This window comes from Nocardioides cavernaquae (assembly GCF_003600895.1).
Classification (GTDB): domain Bacteria; phylum Actinomycetota; class Actinomycetes; order Propionibacteriales; family Nocardioidaceae; genus Nocardioides; species Nocardioides cavernaquae.
In genome coordinates, this window is the sequence record NZ_QYRP01000002.1 from 334,286 (window position 1) to 350,875 (window position 16,590).

A 16,590-nucleotide genomic window follows, 5' to 3' on the forward strand; every position below is an offset into this window, starting at 1 on the left:
GACTTGGCCAATGAGTTCCGGCGTTTGGACCCTTGGCCGGCGGCCGGCGCTTGACGGTCTCCGCGCGTTCGCGGTGGCCCTGGTCCTCTCCGCCCACGTGGGCATCCCAGGCGCCCGGCCACTCGGCGGCGTCGGGGTCACCGTCTTCTTCGCACTCTCCGGGTTCCTCATCACGACGCTGCTGCTCGAAGAGCGCGCCCAGCACGGCAGCATCTCGTTCCGCGGCTTCTACGTTCGGCGCATCCGACGGCTCACCCCTGCCCTGGTTGCCTGCGTCGTGCTCGGGATCGCCCTGGAGGTCGCCTTCGAGGGCACGGTCCGGTGGGAGCAGGTCGCAGCGGCGCTGACGTACACCACCAACCTCTACGTCCCGAGCGTCGGAGCGTGGCCGGGCGGCCCCTACGACCACACCTGGTCACTCGCGGTGGAGGAGCAGTTCTACCTGCTCTGGCCTCTCGCGCTCCTCGCGCTTGCCCGGCTGTCGCGCCGAGAGATCCTCCTGTTCCTGCCGTTGTGCATCCTCGGGTCAGCGATCTTCAGGGTGCTCACCTACCAGCCCGGGACCGTGGGCCACTCCTACGTCAGCCTGATCTCACGTGCCGACGAGCTGCTGATCGGAGCCGCGCTCGCGGTGGCCATGCACGGCCGTCCGCCACGGCTCCGCTCGACAACCCTGGTCGCACCGCTGCTCGTGGCGATCGTCGCCGCCGGGTTCTGGTGCCCAGGGCTGCTCATGCCGACGGTCGTCGCGCTGCTCACGGCGGGCGTCGTGCAGGTGGCAGCCACATCGACTCCCCGGGTGTTGAGCATCCGAGTCATGACCTGGCTCGGCCAGCGCTCATACGGGATCTACCTCTACAACACACCGGTCGTCTGGGCAGTCGAGCACTTCGGGCTGCCGTGGCAGGTGGCCGGCACCGTGATCGTCGCCGGCTCAATCGCCTTGGCGGCAGCGTCCTACCGATGGGTGGAGCAACCCTTCCTCGCTCGCCGCGGGTCGGCGACGCAAGGCGACCCGCAGAGCCTGCCCATCGCGGCCCGGTGAACGTCAGGAGCACCGATCCGCGCGCTGGGGCGGAGCTCAGGAGCCGGCAGCCTGCTCCGCGTCGTACGCCGCGTAGGCCGCGGCCTGCTCGCGCTCGATCTTCATCCCGAGCCAGTACGCCGTGAACCACAGGATCGCGAAGAGCCCGCCGACCAGGAACATCATCGGGACGACGAAGCCGATCCCGACGGCGGCGATCTGCACGAGGTGCCCGGCCCCGTAGGCCCACGGGCGACGCAGCATCCCGGAGAGCACGATGCAGAGGACGCAGAGCCCGACCCCTATCGGCACCGCAACCCCGGCAGACACGTCAGCGACCGTGATCATCACCGGCGTCGTCAACCCGAGCGCGATTGCCTCGAGGAACAGGATCGCGGCGCACATGCCGCGGCGGGGGGACTTCATCGACGGCTCCTCAGCAGGGCGCGGGCCTCGCCCACGGTGATCACCGACCCGGTGACGAGAACACCGCCGGCACCCATCGCCTCGCCGTAGGCCGCTCCGGCCTCTGCAAGGGCGGCGGCGCGGTCGATGGCGTCGCGCAGGTCGGGTTCGATGGTGACCCGGTCCTCGCCGAAGACCTCGATCGCAGCCCGGCCGAGCTCGGCGGCAGTCATCGATCGCGGGGTGGAGTTCTGGGTGCAGATGAGGTGGGACATGTGCGGCTCGAAGGCAGCAAGAACGCCTTCATAGTCCTTGTCAGCCATGACGCCCATGACGCCGATCAGCGGCTCGAAGGCGAACGAGTCCTCGAGCGCGGCGGCGGTGGCCTCGGCGCCGTGCGGGTTGTGGGCGGCGTCGAGCACGATCGTCGGCGAGCGACGGATCACCTCGAGCCGGCCGGGCGACGACATCTCGGCGAACGCCTCACGCACCACGTCGTCAGCCAGCGGCGACTCACCGGCGAAGGCCTCCACCGCCGCGAGGGCGACGGCGGCGTTCTGGGCCTGGTGGGCACCGAAGAGCGGCAGGAACAGCTCGTCGTACCGGGCGCGGAGGCCCTGGATCGACACGGTCTGGCCACCCACGGCCGGGACGCGCGACACGACCGAGAACTCCATGGCCTCACGGGCGACGGTCGCGCCGACCTCGACCGCACGCTCGATGAGTACGGCGGCGACGTCTGCGGTCTGCTGCGCGAGGATCACCTGGGAGCCGGGCTTGATGATGCCGGACTTCTCGCGGGCGATCTCGACGGCGCTGTCGCCGAGGTACTTCGCGTGGTCGACCGAGATCGGCAGCACCACGGCCACCGCTGCGTCCATCACGTTCGTGGCGTCCCACGAGCCGCCCATGCCCACCTCGACGACGGCGACGTCGACCGGGGCGTCGGCGAACGCGGCGTACGCCATGCCGACGACGGCCTCGAAGAACGAGAGCGGGTGGTCCTCGCTGGCGTCGACCAGCGGCATGTACGGCGCGACGTCGTTGAACGCCTGCACGAACTGCTCGTCGGTCAGCGGCTCCCCGTCGACCGAGATGCGCTCGCTCATCTTCTCCACGTGCGGGCTGGTGAAGCGGCCCGTCCGGAGGTTGAGCGCGTGCAGCAACGTGTCGATCATGCGCGACGTCGAGGTCTTGCCGTTGGTGCCGGTCAGGTGGATCACCGGGTAGGCGTCCTGCGGGCGGCCGAGCAGCTCGGTGAACGCCTCGATGCGCTCCAGCGATGGCTCGAGCTTCGTCTCGGGCCATCGGGACAGAAGTGCGTCCTCGGCCTCGTTGAACGTTTCGGCAGGGCGGCCCGCAGGCACAGGGAAGTCAGTCATCGCGCGCTCAGTCTAGGCGCGCGCGCCATCTCGCTCGTCCGTGGATCAACCGCCGGCGTCAGGCCTCCAGGACGAGGTTCGCCATGTCGACCACGGGGGTGAACCCGATCCGCGCATAGAGCGCGTTGGAGACCGGGTTGGCCTGGTCCGTGAAGAGGCACGGGGTGGCGCCCGCATCGAGCGCGATCTGGGCGAGCGCCGCGACCGTTGCTCCGGCATAGCCGCGCCCGCGGTGCTCGGGCGGGGTGAAGACCGGGCCGATGCGGGCCGCGCCGAAGCTCGGTGGATTCAGCGCAGACAGGTGCACGGGTGTCCCGTCGACCTCCCAGATCCACAGGTCCCCGCTCGCGATGCGCCGCAGCATCTCGTCGGGCGGAGGGACCTCCGCTGCGTGGGTCCCGACCGGACGGCCGGCCTGCTGGTCGGCGTCGACGAAGAACGCGGCGTACCACGCGAGGGCCAGCGGCAGGTCGGCGTACGTCGCCGGGCGGAGGTCGCCGGCCGGCACACGCGGTGGGACCACCGACTGCAGCTGGTGCAACCGCGAGTGGACCGCGACGGTCGCCTTGCGTGAGGCGAGCCGGGCCAGCTCGTCCGCGCAGACCTGCGTCGCGGGCAGGGCCCCGTTGAGCGCGAGCACCTCCTCGCCGCGCCCATGCAGGGCGTGCGCGAGTGCGACGGCAGCCTCCTGCGGCATCGGCAGGACGAAGAGCGGCCGGGGCGCGAAGGGCGCGCTCCGCATCGCCACCCCGACGACCTCACCGGCCCCGTCCGCGCCGACCGAGCGCGCCACCAGCCACCAGTCATCCGGAGGCAGGTCGCCGCCGCGCTGCTCGACGGCCGCACCTCGATGGGCCATCGTCGCAACGACCGTGCTGAGCACCGAGTCCTGGGCGAGGTGCTCCCCGGCCTCCGTGAGGAAGGCCGACGGCGAGGCGAGGAACTCGAGCGACACGGCCATGCGCCGAGGCTAGCCAGCCGTTTCACCTGCGGCTATGGATTTTCAGCGCCCGTCAGTGCCCCCGTAACATTCGGCCCATGACTGACTCCCCCCAGACCACCGCTCCCGACACGACCACGGAGGCCGCTGCGGCCCCTGCCGTCGTCGTACCGGAGAAGCCGGCGCTGGAGGGCCTCGAGACGAAGTGGGCCGACGCCTGGAAGCAGGCCGACACCTACCGGTTCGACCGCACGCAGCCGCGCGCGAACGTCTACTCCATCGACACTCCCCCGCCGACCGTCAGCGGCTCGCTGCACGTCGGCCACGTCTTCTCCTACACGCACACCGACCTGATCGCCCGCTTCCAGCGGATGACCGGCAAGAGCGTCTTCTACCCGATGGGCTGGGACGACAACGGGCTGCCGACCGAGCGTCGCGTGCAGAACTACTTCGGCGTGCGCTGCGACCCGTCGCTGCCCTATGACAAGGACTTCACCGCACCGGAGAAGCCGGACCCGAAGAAGCAGATCCCGATCTCGCGCCCCAACTTCATCGAGCTCTGCGAGCAGCTCGTCGAGGAGGACGAGAAGGTCTTCGAGTCGCTGTGGCGCACGCTCGGTCTCTCCGTCGACTGGAACGAGACCTACACGACCATCGGCCACAAGGCCCAGGCCGTCAGCCAGACCGCCTTCCTGCGCAACTTCGCCCGCGGTGAGGCCTACCTGCAGGAGGCGCCGACCCTGTGGGACGTCACCTTCCAGACCGCCGTCGCGCAGGCCGAGCTCGAGTCGCGTGAGTACGCCGGCGCCTACCACCGCGTCTCCTTCCACGCCCCCGACGGCGCGCCCCTCGTCATCGAGACCACCCGCCCCGAGCTGATCGTCTCCTGCGTCGCGCTGATCGCCCACCCCACCGACGAGCGCTACCAGCACCTCTTCGGCACCACCGCGACCTCCCCGGTCTTCGGCGTCGAGATCCCGATCGTGGCGCACGAGGCCGCCGAGCCGGACAAGGGCTCCGGCCTCGTCATGTGCTGCACGTTCGGCGACCTCACCGACGTCACCTGGTGGCGCGAGCTGCAGCTCCCGGTCCGCACGGTCATCGGCCGCGACGGCCGCTTCCTCCGCGAGACCCCCGAGTGGCTGGTCACGGAGGCCGCGCAGGCGGCGTACGCCGAGCTGGCCGGCAAGACCGCCTTCTCCGCCCGCGAGCAGATGGTGTCCTACCTCCGCGAGTCCGGCGACCTCGACGGCGACCCCAAGCCCACGCAGCGCATGACGAACTTCTACGAGAAGGGCGACAAGCCGCTCGAGATCGTCGCCACCCGTCAGTGGTACGTCCGCAACGGCGGCCGCGACGCCGACCTGCGCACCGCGCTCGTCGACGAGGGCAAGAAGATCACCTGGCACCCCGCCCACATGCAGCACCGCTACGACAACTGGGTCGGCGGCCTCAACGGTGACTGGCTGATCTCGCGCCAGCGCTTCTTCGGCATCCCGTTCCCGGTCTGGTACTCCCTCGACGCCGAGGGCGAGCCCGACTACGCCAACCCGCTCGTCCCGACCGAGGCCCAGCTGCCAGTCGACCCGTCCACCGACGCCCCCGCGGGCTACACCGCCGAGCAGCGCGGCGTACCCGGCGGCTTCATCGGCGACCCGGACGTCATGGACACCTGGGCCACCTCGTCGCTGACCCCGCAGATCGCCGGCGGCTGGGAGACCGACCCCGACCTGTGGAGCCGCGTCTACCCGATGGACCTGTGCACCCAGGGCCACGACATCATCCGCACCTGGCTGTTCTCCCGCGTCGTGCGCGCGCACCACGAGGACAACACCGTCCCGTGGGCGCACGCGATGCTCTCCGGCTTCGTGGTCGACCCCGACCGCAAGAAGATGTCGAAGTCCAAGGGCAACGTCGTCGTCCCGACCGAGATCCTCGACAAGTACGGCGCGGACGCGGTCCGCTGGCGCGCCGCCATGGCCCGCCCGGGTCTGGACTCGCCGTTCGACGAGACCCAGATGAAGGTCGGCCGGCGTCTCGCGATGAAGGTCCTGAACGCTTCGCGGTTCGTCCTCGACAGCGAGTTCGGCGTCGGCGCCACGGCGTTCTCCCCCGTCGCGATCGTGGAGCCCGTCGACGTCGCCCTCGCCGGCCGCCTCGCCGGAGTGGTCCGCAAGGCCACCGAGGCCTTCGAGGCCTACGACTACACGACGGCGCTCGAGACGGTCGAGAAGTTCTTCTGGGAGTTCTGCGACGACTACCTCGAGCTGGTCAAGGAGCGGGCCTACGGACGCGCGACCGATGCCGATGGCGCTCCCACCTCCGATGCCGGGACCGAGTCCGCCAAGGCCACCCTCGCGCTCGCCCTGCACGTCCAGCTCCGCCTGCTCGCGCCCTTCCTCCCCTACGTGACCGAAGAGGTCTGGTCGTGGTGGCAGGAGGGCTCGGTGCACCACGCGGCCTGGCCCACGGTCCTCGAGATCGGCTCGGCCGGGGCTGCTGACGGATCGGTGGTCGAGCACGTTGCCACAGCGCTCGGAGGCATCCGCGGCGTCAAGTCGCAGGCCAAGGTCTCCATGCGCACCAAGCTCGCCCGTGTCGAGTTCACCGGTCCCGCAGCTGTCCTCGACGTCGTGCGCGGCGCCGAGACCGACCTGCGCAACGCCGGCAAGATCACCGGCGAGGTCGTCTACACCGAGGCCGAGTCCGGCGAGCTCACCGTCACCGCCGAGGTCGTCCCCGAGGCCTGACCCAGGAGGTCAGCCTCGCGGCGCGGACCTGCGTCAACGCAACCGCTGGCCCCGGTCAGGTCAGCGCTTGGAGCGCTTTGCCTGCTTGGCTATTGCCGGCTTGGACTTCGCTGGCTTGTCGGCCTTGGCCGAGCGGTGCGCGGCCACACGCGAGCCGACCCGGTCGGACTTCCGCTGGTCCGCAGCCGCCTTCCCGTGGGCTGCGGCCTGCGGTGCGCGGGTCAGCTGAGGCGCCGCAGCAACCTGCTGCGGTGCAGATTGGGGAGCTGTCGCGGTGACGGCGTGGGTCATGCGTCGCACCGGCTCGCTCGTGCTCACCGATCCAGCGACGGCACCACGGATCGGGGACGGGACGAGGCCCACACCTGTCTCGAGGATCTCGTGCGCAGCCGAGAGGGTCACGATGTTGCCGACGATCCGCACGGGTTCCCCCGCGCGGGCGATGTCGATCGGGCTGACGGAGTTCCCCGACCCGACCACTCCCTGACCGAGCACGTAGGACGCCGCAAGGCAGAGGGCGACGTAGGCCATCATCGGCCGCGCATGCTCCGCGTTCACGCTCGCTCCTCCCCATCCCGGTCCCCGACCTCAATTGTCGCGCGATTGGAGAGCCGGGAGAACCAAAATCCACCCGAATAGCCCAAAAGGACTATCCGGGTGGATCGTGTTCAGGTCTGCGAGGGAGCGTCAGGCGGACTTCTTCTTCTTCGGCTCGGCCTCACGCGGGATGAGCGTCGGCTGCGCGTCGGCAGTGACGACCTCGCCGGTGACGATCACCTTGCCGATGTCGCCGCGGGACGGCACGTCGTACATCACGTGGAGGAGGACCTCCTCGATGATCGCGCGCAGGCCGCGGGCACCCGTGCCGCGCTCCATGGCACGGTCGGCAATCGCCTCGATCGCCTCCTGGGTGAACTCCAGCTCGACACCGTCGAGCTCGAAGAGCTTCTGGTACTGCTTGACGAGCGCGTTCTTGGGCTCGGTCAGGATCTGCACGAGCGCAGCCTGGTCGAGCTTGGAGACGGCCGCGATCAGCGGCAGGCGGCCGATGAACTCGGGGATCAGGCCGAACTTGGTGAGGTCCTCGGGGCGCACCTGGAGCATCAGGTCCTCGGCGTCGCGCTCGACCTGACCGCGGACGTCCGCGGTGAAGCCGAGGGTCTTCTTGCCGACGCGCTGCTCGACGATGTGCTCGAGGCCGGCGAAAGCGCCACCGACGATGAACAGCACGTTCGTCGTGTCGATCTGGATGAACTCCTGGTGCGGGTGCTTGCGGCCGCCCTGGGGCGGGACCGAGGCGGAGGTGCCCTCGAGGATCTTCAGCAGCGCCTGCTGCACGCCCTCACCGGAGACGTCGCGCGTGATCGAGGGGTTCTCCGCCTTGCGGGCGACCTTGTCGATCTCGTCGATGTAGATGATGCCGGTCTCGGCCTTCTTGACGTCGTAGTCAGCAGCCTGGATCAGCTTGAGCAGGATGTTCTCGACGTCCTCACCGACGTAGCCGGCCTCGGTCAGCGCCGTGGCGTCAGCGATCGCGAACGGCACGTTGAGCATGCGCGCCAGCGTCTGCGCCAGGTAGGTCTTGCCGCAGCCGGTCGGGCCGATGACGAGGATGTTGGACTTGGCCACCTCGACGTCGTCCTTGGCGTGCTTGCCGCCGATGGTGCCACCGGACTGGACGCGCTTGTAGTGGTTGTAGACCGCGACCGCGAGCGACTTCTTCGCCTGCTCCTGACCGATCACGTAGGAGTTGAGGAACTCGAAGATCTCCTTGGGCTTGGGCAGCTCCTCGAGGCCGACCTCGGTGCCCTCACTGAGCTCTTCCTCGATGATCTCGTTGCAGAGATCGATGCACTCGTCACAGATGTAGACACCCGGACCCGCGATGAGCTTCTTGACCTGCTTCTGACTCTTCCCGCAGAAGGAGCACTTCAGCAGGTCGCCACCGTCACCAATGCGTGCCACGGGCGGATTCCTCTCTCACCTGTTCAACTTATCGACGGTACCCCGAGCGCCCCCTGATCGGGGGCGACACGGGCCACCGGCTGGTCACACGAGCGCGGCTGCGCCCTTGCGAGACTCCAAGACACCATCGATCAGGCCGTATTCGACCGCGGCAGCCGCGGTGAGGATCTTGTCGCGCTCGATGTCGCGGCTGACCTCCTCCACCGACTTGCCCGAGTGCTCCGAGATCATCTTCTCGAGCAGCTCGCGCATCCGGAGGATCTCGTTGGCCTGGATCTCGATGTCCGAGGTCTGGCCGAACGTGCCCTCCGTGTAGGGCTGGTGGATCAGGATCCGTGCGTTGGGAAGCGCGAGGCGCTTGCCCGGCGCACCCGCCGCGAGCAGGATCGCCGCGGCCGAGGCAGCCTGGCCGAGGCAGACCGTCTGCACGTCGGGCTTGATGAAGCGCATCGTGTCGTAGATCGCCGTCAGCGCGGTGAAGGAACCACCGGGCGAGTTGATGTAGATGGAGATGTCGCGGTCCGGGTCGATCGACTCGAGGCACAGCAGCTGCGCCATCACGGCGTTGGCGATGTCATCGCTGATCGGCGTGCCGAGGAAGATGATGCGGTCCTCGAAGAGCTTGGCGTAGGGGTCGATGCGGCGGACGCCGTAGGACGTCCGCTCCTCCCACTGCGGGATGTAGTAGTTCATGCGTCAGTCCCTCGTCAGTTCTCGGAGTGGGCCGGGCGACCCTTGTCGGCGGCCTCGCGGGCGCTGCGGATGACCTGGTCGACAAGCCCGTAGGCCTCGGCCTCGTCAGCGGTGAACCAGCGGTCGCGGTCGGCGTCCTGGGTCACCTGCTCGACGGTCTGGCCGGTGTGCTCGGAGATGAGCTCGAGCAGCACCTTCTTGATGTGCAGGGACTGCTGCGCCTGGATCTTGATGTCCGACGCGGAGCCGCCCATGCCCGACGAGGGCTGGTGCATCATGATCCGCGCGTGCGGCAGGGCGTAGCGCTTGCCCTTGGTGCCGGCGCAGAGCAGGAACTGGCCCATCGACGCGGCCAGGCCCATGCCGACGGTCGCGACGTCGTTGGGGATGTAGTTCATGGTGTCGTAGATCGCCATGCCGGCGTCCACCGAGCCACCCGGGCTGTTGATGTGCAGGAAGATGTCCGCCTCGGGGTCCTCCGCGGACAGCAGCAGGAGCTGCGCGCAGATCGCGTTGGCGTTCTGGTCGCGGACTTCGGAGCCGAGGAACACGATCCGCTCACGCAGCAGGCGCTGGTAGACATCCGCGTCAAGGCCGTACGACGGCGTGCCGCCGCCGTTCATCTGGGGGCTGGAGATCAGGTTCACGAGAGCGACACTAGCCGCTGGAACCGACACATCCACGGGATGCCGCGGCCTGTTCGCCGACAGCAGATTTACTCAGGCCGCAGGGCCCTCGATGGCTGCCTTCAGCCGGTTCAGCGTGGTCGCCATCCCTGCCTCGAGCTCGTCGCAGTGGCTCACGCCACCTCCGAGCACCGAGCCCGCCGTGATCTTGCTGAGGTAGGTCAGCCGCGGCACGGGCCGGCGCTGGACGAGGCGGGTGCCGCCGCCCGCCGCCTCGAGCTCGTAGATCCACGTCGCTCCGCTGGTGGCGGTGTGCCAGGAAAGGACCCGATCGGCCTCCACCTGCTTCACCACGTTGCGGGTGGGCCACACGACCGACTTGCGGCGGTTGACGCCGAGGTACCACTGGCCGACCCGGAGGCCGCCACGCTTGAGCGGGACCATCCTGATCAGCTCGGGGCTCCACTCCGGCATCCGGTCGAGGTCGGCCAGGACGGCCCACACGGCAGACGGCTCGGCATCGATCACGATCTCGGCGCGCAGCTCACGGTCGGCCTGACGGGTTGGGGCCTTCTCGGTCATGCGAGCCATTCCTTCAGCTTCTGGTGGACGTCCGGGTGATTGAGCAGCCCGAAGTGGTCCGTGTTGGGCAGGTGCAGCGTGCTCGCACCCGGGAACATCTCGATCCGACCAGAGCGTCCCATGGCCGACGGATGACGGACCAGCAGGTCCCCCATCGAGAGACTGAGCGGGTGCAGCGGTGTCGGGCCGAGAGTCGCCGAGACCAGCCGGTAGCGAGCCCGCGGCGGCCGGACGATGTCCCCGACAACGCCACGGCCCAGGTCTGCGATCCCCACCGACCGGGTCGCCAGGATCCGGCCGAAGGGCGATGACTCCGGAAGGATGCCGAGCGCCTTGGCGCCGAAGTTCGCGAGCCGTTCGAGCGGTGCACCCAGGTGCGGCGTACCGAGGGTCACGATGTCGGAGACCAGCTCCGTCCAGGGCTGCTCGGCGGGCGTGCGCACCCCACAGGCGTTGTGGATGACCAGGCCTCCCATCGAGTGGCCGACCAGCGCGATGCGGCGCACCGGCACCGGCCAGGCCGCCACGAGCTCGTCGAGAAGCGCGGCCAGGGCGACGCCGTTCTCCTTCAGGGAGAGACCGGTGTTGACCCGGAGCCGGAGTGGGGACCAACGCCCGGTTGCGGCCAGCCCCGCGCCGTACCAGGGAAGCTCATCAGCCCGCTTGTCCCACCACTCGTCGTTCTCCATGAGGCCGTGGAGGAAGACGACCACACGCTCGGTCGCGTCGGGGTACGTCGCGGCGAGGGCCTCCGGGGTCAGGGGTACGTCGCGCCCCTGCTCGCGCACCGACATGCGGATGGCGCTGCCGGGGGCGTCGCCGACGAGACGGTCGCCGATCAGGCCGTTGACCACCGAGGTGACGTCCCGGCCGAACCTGGAGTCCTCCGTGCGGCGTCCGCTCCCCCGCTTGTCATGCTTGTCGAGGACCGTCGCGGAGTAGCGAAGGCTGGCGCCGAGACCCCCGTAGAGGGATCCGGAGATCGCGTCGTGGACGACCTGCGTGGGCCTGGCGACGCCGAGGGTGCCGGCGTTGACGAATCCCCAGACCCGGACGGCGACCGCCTGGTGCACGTCGCGGACGGCGCCGAGCAGGAGGTCGTCGGCATAGCGCACGGCGAGCGCGGCCGTGCCGTGAACGGTCCCCCCGCTCGCAGGGCTGGCCACGACGGCGCGCGTCGCGACGGGCGCAGGCTGGAGGGCGGTCATGCCCACCATTGTGCGATTTGAGTGCACATGTGTCCACTCAATGTGACGCGGTCGGCGCCTAGCGCAGCCAGTCCATCAGGGCGCGGTGGATCTCCGGGTGGTTGGCCAGCGGCTGGGCACCGACGGCCACCTCGTGCCGCTCTGCGGTCGGGAAGAGGTCGCGCGCACGGCGGACCTGGCGCAGCGCCCGCTGGCGCCACCAGATCAGGCCGCCGAGCACCTGTCCTGCCGGGTTGAGCATGCCGATCGCGCGGTCGGTCACGAGCAGGTAGCGCACGCCGTGGCGCGGAGGGACGTCGGCGATCTCCTCGTCCGCGGCCAGGATGCCGGCGAGACGCTCCTCGAGCTTGCGCCCTGCCTCGCGGGTGAACTTCTGCGGAGACGCCTGCAGGTGCGGCGTGCCGATCGCGATCAACTCGGTGACCAGGTCGGCCCAGGGTCGCTCGCCGGGAGCGACGACGCCCAGGGCGCCACGGGCGACGAGGCCGCCCGAACCATGCGCGATGAGAGCGATGCGGCGAACGGCGGTGGGCCAGGCCTCGACGAGCTCCTGGAGCACGCCACTGAGCTCGACCGAGGCATTGCCCAGGCCGACGGTGTCATCGACCCGGAGCTGCACCGGGGTCCAGCCCAGCAGGCCGGAGAGGCGCGAGGCGTAGGTGCCGCCGATCTCCTCGGCGGCCTTGCGCCAGGAACGCTCGTCGTCACCGGGGGCCGGGACGAAGACGACAAGGTGGTCGCCGGCCTCGATCGGGTCGACCTCCGCGCCGTAGGCGACGGCGAGCTCCTCGGTCTCGAGCTCGAGGTCCTCGTCGAGGAACCGGACCGCCACGGGCGGGCGCTCCAGGCCACCACGGTCGAGCACGCGGGTGCGGCCGAGCGGTCCCGTGGCGAGCGCGAGCGGGAGCCGGCCGAGGCCGACCAGGCGGAAACCGAACCCGGCCGTGGCACGCAACAGGCCGATGCCAGCGAGTGCGCGACCGACCAGGCCCTCGCCGATGCCCTGGGCCAGCCGGATCGGATCGGGGTTCTCGGAGTGGCCCCGGTGCTGTCCCGGCGGCAACGCGACGTCGTACTCGTCGGAGCGGAGCGCCACCGCCATGCGCACGGACGGTGCGACGACCGGTCGGTCATCGAGGGGGGACGTGGCGCTCACAGACATGAGTGTCCCATTACGTGGGGGTCTGTCCCAGCGTCTGCGACCCGTGTCACCGTCCGTTCGAAATGCAAGTAACGCGCTGTCCGTGCAACTTCCGCCGCCCTTGACGGGGGCGGAAGTGCACAGAACAGCGCGTTACTGGTGCTGCGGTGAGGCTCAGGCCTCGTCGGCGACCTCGGCGTCAGCCTCGGCGACCTCGGCCTCGGGCTCACCGATGGAGCCGTCGGGGCGAAGGTTCTTCAGCTCGACCACGTTGCCGGCGGCGTCCTTGACGATCGCGCCCTCGACAATGGCGGCGAGCGCCTTGCCGCGCAGGATCTCCTGGACCAGATCCGGGATGTGGTTGTGCTCGAACATGTGGTTCGCGAACTCCTGCGGGTCCTGGCCCGCCTGCTGCGCACGACGCACGAGGTGCTCGGAGAGCTCGGCCTGGTCGACGCCCAGCTCCTCCTTCTTGGCAACCTCGTCGAGGATGAACTGCGCGGCGACGGCGTCGCGGACGCGGCGCTCGAGGTCAGCCTCGAACTCCTCGATGGTCTGACCCTCGTCCTCGAGGTACTTCTCCATGGAGAGACCGGCGTAGGCGAGCTGCTGCTCGACGTTCTCACGACGGGCGTTGAGCTCGTCCGCGACCAGGGTCTCGGGCAGCGGGATCTCGACCTGACCGAGCAGGGTCTCGAGGACGGCGTCGCGGGCGGCAGCGGCCTGCTCGAGGCGCTTGCCCCGGCCGAGGCGCTCGCGGACGTCCTCGCGCAGCTCGTCGGCGGTGTCGAACTCGGACGCCAGCTGGGCGAACTCGTCGTCGAACGCCGGGAGCTCCTGCTCCTGGACCTGGGTGACCTTGACGGTCACGAAGACCTGCTCGCCGACCAGGTCGCCACCGACCAGCTCGGACTCGAAGGTCTTCTCGTCACCAGCCTTCATGCCGGCCAGTGCCTCGTCGAGACCGTCGAGCATGCCGCCGCGACCGACCTTGTAGGACATGCCGGAAACCTCGGCGCCCTCCACGATCTCGTCGTTCTGGCGGGCCGCCAGGTCGAGGGTGACGAAGTCGCCGTCAGCGGCCTCGCGCTCGACCTCGTTGAGGGTCGCGAAGCGCTCACGGAGGGCCTCGACCTGGGTGTCGATGTCCTCGTCGGAGAGGGACACCTCCTCGACCTCGGCCTCGATGCCCTCGTAGGCCGGGAGGTTGATCTCCGGCTTGATGTCGACCTCGGCGGTGAACTCGAGCGCCTCGTTGTCCTCGAACTTCGTGACCTCGATCTCGGGCTGCGCGAGCGGCTCGAGACCGTTCTCCTGCAGGGCCTCGATGTACTTCTTGGGGAGGACGTCGTTGACGGCCTCGTCCAGCGCGAAGGTGCGGTAGCCCTGGCGGTCCAGGACGGCCTGCGGCACCTTCCCCTTGCGGAAACCGGGGATGTTGACCTGCTGGGCAACCTTCTTGTACGCCGCGTCGAGGCTCGGCTTGAGCTCCTCGAAGGGCACCTCGACGGTCAGCTTGGCCCGGGTCGGGCTCAAGGTCTCGACGGCGCTCTTCACAGGCTTTTCTCCTTGATTCGGGGGTAGTGCGATGAGGTGGGTCAAACGGTGTGGCTGGCTGAAACTGTCGGGGCGACAGGACTCGAACCTGCGGTCTCCTGCTCCCAAAGCAGGCGCGCTAGCCACTACGCTACGCCCCGCCAAAGTGCCCCTGAGACCTGTCCGGACAGGTGCCCGAACCGGTGCTCGAGGGCGCCCTTGGAGCGGATGACGGGAATCGAACCCGCGTAATCAGTTTGGAAGACTGGAGCTCTACCATTGAGCTACATCCGCGCGCGCAAGTGCAGCAAATGCGCGGTGCCATGGTGCCACACCGGCACCCGCCGTCCGAATCCGGTCAGCCTGTGGTCAGCGCCGGTGGACGAGCAGCAGCGCGCGGTCGTCGTTCTGCGAGCCCAACCGGTCGATCAGGCGAGCAGCGCCGTCGTCGAACCCGTGCCGGAGGAGCCGCTCCCCCTGCCCCTGGAGCTTGTCGATGCCGAGCCCGATGTCACGGCTCTTCGTCTCGACCAGACCGTCGGTGTAGAGCAGCACGGCGTCACCCGGGCGCATCCGTCCGCTGACGGCCGGGTAGTCCGCCTGGTCGATCACGCCGAGGACCGGACCACCGTCGGAAGGGTGGACGCGCCAGCGGCCCGAACCCGCCTCGAGCTGGACCGCAGGCGGGTGCCCGGCGGTGCGGATCTCGAACTCGCCACCGTTGAGGTCGAGGGAGAAGTGGATCGCGGTCGCAAATCCCTCCTCCCACTCCTGACGGAGCAGGTAGTCGTTGGCCGCAGGGAGGAACTCCGCGGGCGGGAGCGCACCGAGGAGCCCGCTGAATGCGCCCGAGAGCAGGAGCGACCGGGCACCGGCGTCCTCTCCCTTGCCCGAGACGTCGACGACGACGAGGTCCAGTCGTGCATCGCGCCGCGACGCCACGACGAAGTCACCCGCGAACGGAGTGCCTCCGGCGGAGCGGAGCGCGGTCTCGGCGTACCAGGCAGGGGGAAGGGGCGGCAGCATGCCCTGGCTCTGGATCCGGTCGCGCAGGTCGACCAGCATCGACTCGCCGCGCGGGCCCGACACCCCGAGCCGGGACCGCCGGAACGAGCTCTGCAGCACCACGAAGGCCAGGAAGAAGACGACCGCCACGCCGGCGACAGTGCGCCAGTCGCCACGCTGGCGCTCGATCACGCAAAGCACCATCACGGTCAGCAACAGGACGATGAACCACGGAAGGTGACGTGGTCCGAGGTAGTGGCTGGCGAAGAAGAGCGGAAGGATGAAAACCGTGATCGGCACCAGGTCCGGGCGGCCGATCAGGACCGCTGCGCACAGCACCGTGAATGCCGCGAGCGCGAGCAGGGTCAACGACTGCCCTCGGCGGCGGAGGGTCGTCAGACTGGTCATGCGCGGGTGGGCCAACGGGATCCTCGATATCACCGGACGGCGGGTGTGCTCACCCTAAGGCCCGGGACCGGTAACGCGGTTGGCAACGCGTGCACCAAAACAGGTTACGTCCCTTGAGGACGCTGGTGCGGACCGTCGTGCCGCAGATGAGGCACTCCTGGCCGGTGCGCCGGTAGACGTAGACCTCTCCCCCGTGGTCGTCCACCCGCGGCGGGCGACCCATCGCCTCCGGTGTGTGCTCGGGCCGCACCGTGTCGATGCGGTTGACGGTGACGCCGGCCGCCATCAGGAGAACGAGGTCGTCCCACATCGCCTGCCACTGCGACTTCCGCAGGGACCGTCCCGGGCGCTGCGGGTCGATCCTGTGCCGGAAGAGCACCTCGGCGCGGTAGACGTTGCCGACACCTGCCAGCACGGCCTGGTCCATCAGCAGGTCCCCGATCGGGCGCTCGCTGCGGGAGATCCGCGCCCAGGCCCGGTCGGGGTCGGAGTCCGCGCGCAACGGGTCCGGCCCCAGGGTCGCGATCACCTGGTCGCGGCGCTCCGGCCCGATCAGGTCGCAGCGGGTGGCGCCCCGCAGATCGGCGTACGCCGCGGGCTTGCGGCCGCTGCCGTCGTACGGGGCCACGGTGGCCAGGCGCAGCCGGACCTCCCCGCGGGGCAGGGCCGCCGGGCCCGTCGTGATGTCGAGCTTGCCGATGAGGCCGAGGTGGATGTGGATGATCCGGTCGGCGGCGAACTCGATGAACAGGTGCTTGCCGGCGGAGTCGGCGGCCTCGAGCACCGTCCCGTCGACCAGTGCGGCGTCAGCGGCGAACCGCCCCTGCGGGCTGCCCACCGTGACGCGCTCGCCGGCGAAGGCGTCGCTCAGGTCGAGCGCGAGCCGGCGGAGGGTGTGCCCCTCAGGCATGCCGTCTGTCGACCG

At 69.6% G+C, this 16,590-nt stretch carries 15 protein-coding genes and 2 tRNA genes; 2 read left to right on the forward strand and 15 right to left on the reverse strand.

Annotated elements, in window-relative coordinates:
• Positions 1-10: 10 nt before the first annotated feature.
• Positions 11-1,045 (forward strand): acyltransferase family protein, encoded by a 1,035-nt coding sequence (locus D4739_RS01675; protein ID WP_120058983.1) that lies wholly within the window; start codon positions 11-13, stop codon positions 1,043-1,045.
• 36 nt (positions 1,046-1,081) lie between these two features.
• Here D4739_RS01675 and D4739_RS01680 read toward each other — a convergent pair whose 3' ends face one another.
• Genes D4739_RS01680 through D4739_RS01690 form a run of 3 tightly spaced genes read right to left on the reverse strand, consistent with a single transcriptional unit; the run spans position 1,082 to position 3,772 of the window.
• Positions 1,082-1,450: a DUF4233 domain-containing protein gene (locus D4739_RS01680; protein ID WP_238473467.1), complete on the reverse strand. Its 369-nt coding sequence runs from the start codon at positions 1,448-1,450 to the stop codon at positions 1,082-1,084.
• The gene (locus tag D4739_RS01685) at positions 1,447-2,811 is read right to left on the reverse strand and encodes a bifunctional folylpolyglutamate synthase/dihydrofolate synthase (RefSeq protein ID WP_120058984.1); all 1,365 of its coding nucleotides are present in this window, start codon (positions 2,809-2,811) and stop codon (positions 1,447-1,449) included. Before D4739_RS01685 ends, D4739_RS01680 begins: the two co-directional genes overlap by 4 nt.
• Positions 2,812-2,869: 58 nt before the next feature.
• Positions 2,870-3,772, reverse strand: coding sequence for a GNAT family N-acetyltransferase (locus D4739_RS01690; RefSeq protein ID WP_120058985.1), 903 nt, complete (start codon positions 3,770-3,772; stop codon positions 2,870-2,872).
• Between the two features lie 77 nt (positions 3,773-3,849).
• Here D4739_RS01690 and valS point away from each other — a divergent pair, with 77 nt between their 5' ends.
• A complete protein-coding gene (gene valS, locus D4739_RS01695; protein ID WP_120058986.1) occupies positions 3,850-6,501 on the forward strand; it encodes a valine--tRNA ligase in 2,652 nt (883 codons plus the stop codon).
• A 60-nt stretch (positions 6,502-6,561) separates the two neighbouring features.
• Here the strand turns inward: valS and D4739_RS01700 are convergent, their stop codons facing one another.
• From D4739_RS01700 to D4739_RS01755, 12 genes are all read right to left on the reverse strand, one after another.
• On the reverse strand, positions 6,562-7,059 hold the full coding sequence (locus tag D4739_RS01700) for a hypothetical protein (RefSeq protein WP_120058987.1): 498 nt from the start codon (positions 7,057-7,059) through the stop codon (positions 6,562-6,564).
• 129 nt (positions 7,060-7,188) lie between these two features.
• Positions 7,189-8,466 (reverse strand): ATP-dependent Clp protease ATP-binding subunit ClpX, encoded by a 1,278-nt coding sequence (gene clpX / locus D4739_RS01705; RefSeq protein ID WP_120058988.1) that lies wholly within the window; start codon positions 8,464-8,466, stop codon positions 7,189-7,191.
• Positions 8,467-8,550: 84 nt separating this feature from the next.
• A complete protein-coding gene (locus D4739_RS01710; RefSeq protein WP_120058989.1) occupies positions 8,551-9,159 on the reverse strand; it encodes an ATP-dependent Clp protease proteolytic subunit in 609 nt (202 codons plus the stop codon).
• A 14-nt stretch (positions 9,160-9,173) separates the two neighbouring features.
• Positions 9,174-9,782 carry an ATP-dependent Clp protease proteolytic subunit gene (locus D4739_RS01715; RefSeq protein ID WP_120061661.1) on the reverse strand — a complete coding sequence of 203 codons (609 nt, stop codon included), beginning with the start codon at positions 9,780-9,782 and terminating at the stop codon, positions 9,174-9,176.
• A 96-nt stretch (positions 9,783-9,878) separates the two neighbouring features.
• A complete protein-coding gene (locus tag D4739_RS01720; protein ID WP_182920263.1) occupies positions 9,879-10,367 on the reverse strand; it encodes an SRPBCC family protein in 489 nt (162 codons plus the stop codon).
• A complete protein-coding gene (locus D4739_RS01725; RefSeq protein ID WP_147384755.1) occupies positions 10,364-11,575 on the reverse strand; it encodes an esterase/lipase family protein in 1,212 nt (403 codons plus the stop codon). Before D4739_RS01725 ends, D4739_RS01720 begins: the two co-directional genes overlap by 4 nt.
• A 58-nt stretch (positions 11,576-11,633) precedes the next feature.
• Positions 11,634-12,731, reverse strand: coding sequence for a lipase family protein (locus tag D4739_RS01730; protein WP_147384756.1), 1,098 nt, complete (start codon positions 12,729-12,731; stop codon positions 11,634-11,636).
• A 159-nt stretch (positions 12,732-12,890) separates the two neighbouring features.
• Complete coding sequence (gene tig, locus D4739_RS01735; RefSeq protein ID WP_182920264.1) at positions 12,891-14,273, reverse strand: trigger factor; 1,383 nt, start codon at positions 14,271-14,273, stop codon at positions 12,891-12,893.
• 67 nt (positions 14,274-14,340) lie between these two features.
• Positions 14,341-14,413, reverse strand: a tRNA-Pro gene (locus D4739_RS01740).
• 59 nt (positions 14,414-14,472) lie between these two features.
• A tRNA-Gly gene (locus D4739_RS01745) sits at positions 14,473-14,546 on the reverse strand.
• Positions 14,547-14,621: 75 nt separating this feature from the next.
• Positions 14,622-15,665 (reverse strand): PP2C family protein-serine/threonine phosphatase, encoded by a 1,044-nt coding sequence (locus tag D4739_RS01750; RefSeq protein WP_120058994.1) that lies wholly within the window; start codon positions 15,663-15,665, stop codon positions 14,622-14,624.
• 49 nt (positions 15,666-15,714) lie between these two features.
• Positions 15,715-16,575, reverse strand: a complete 861-nt coding sequence (locus tag D4739_RS01755; RefSeq protein WP_120058995.1) for an Fpg/Nei family DNA glycosylase — start codon at positions 16,573-16,575, stop codon at positions 15,715-15,717.
• Positions 16,576-16,590: the final 15 nt, after the last annotated feature.

Coding starts and splice junctions, on each gene's coding strand:
- D4739_RS01675 (WP_120058983.1), top strand. CDS start 11: ATGAGTTCCGGCGTTTGGACCCTTGGCCGGCGGCCGGCGCTTGACGGT.
- D4739_RS01680 (WP_238473467.1), bottom strand. CDS start 1,450: ATGAAGTCCCCCCGCCGCGGCATGTGCGCCGCGATCCTGTTCCTCGAG.
- D4739_RS01685 (WP_120058984.1), bottom strand. CDS start 2,811: ATGACTGACTTCCCTGTGCCTGCGGGCCGCCCTGCCGAAACGTTCAAC.
- D4739_RS01690 (WP_120058985.1), bottom strand. CDS start 3,772: ATGGCCGTGTCGCTCGAGTTCCTCGCCTCGCCGTCGGCCTTCCTCACG.
- valS (WP_120058986.1), top strand. CDS start 3,850: ATGACTGACTCCCCCCAGACCACCGCTCCCGACACGACCACGGAGGCC.
- D4739_RS01710 (WP_120058989.1), bottom strand. CDS start 9,159: ATGAACTACTACATCCCGCAGTGGGAGGAGCGGACGTCCTACGGCGTC.
- D4739_RS01715 (WP_120061661.1), bottom strand. CDS start 9,782: ATGAACGGCGGCGGCACGCCGTCGTACGGCCTTGACGCGGATGTCTAC.
- D4739_RS01720 (WP_182920263.1), bottom strand. CDS start 10,367: ATGACCGAGAAGGCCCCAACCCGTCAGGCCGACCGTGAGCTGCGCGCC.
- D4739_RS01725 (WP_147384755.1), bottom strand. CDS start 11,575: ATGACCGCCCTCCAGCCTGCGCCCGTCGCGACGCGCGCCGTCGTGGCC.
- D4739_RS01750 (WP_120058994.1), bottom strand. CDS start 15,665: ATGACCAGTCTGACGACCCTCCGCCGCCGAGGGCAGTCGTTGACCCTG.
- D4739_RS01755 (WP_120058995.1), bottom strand. CDS start 16,575: ATGCCTGAGGGGCACACCCTCCGCCGGCTCGCGCTCGACCTGAGCGAC.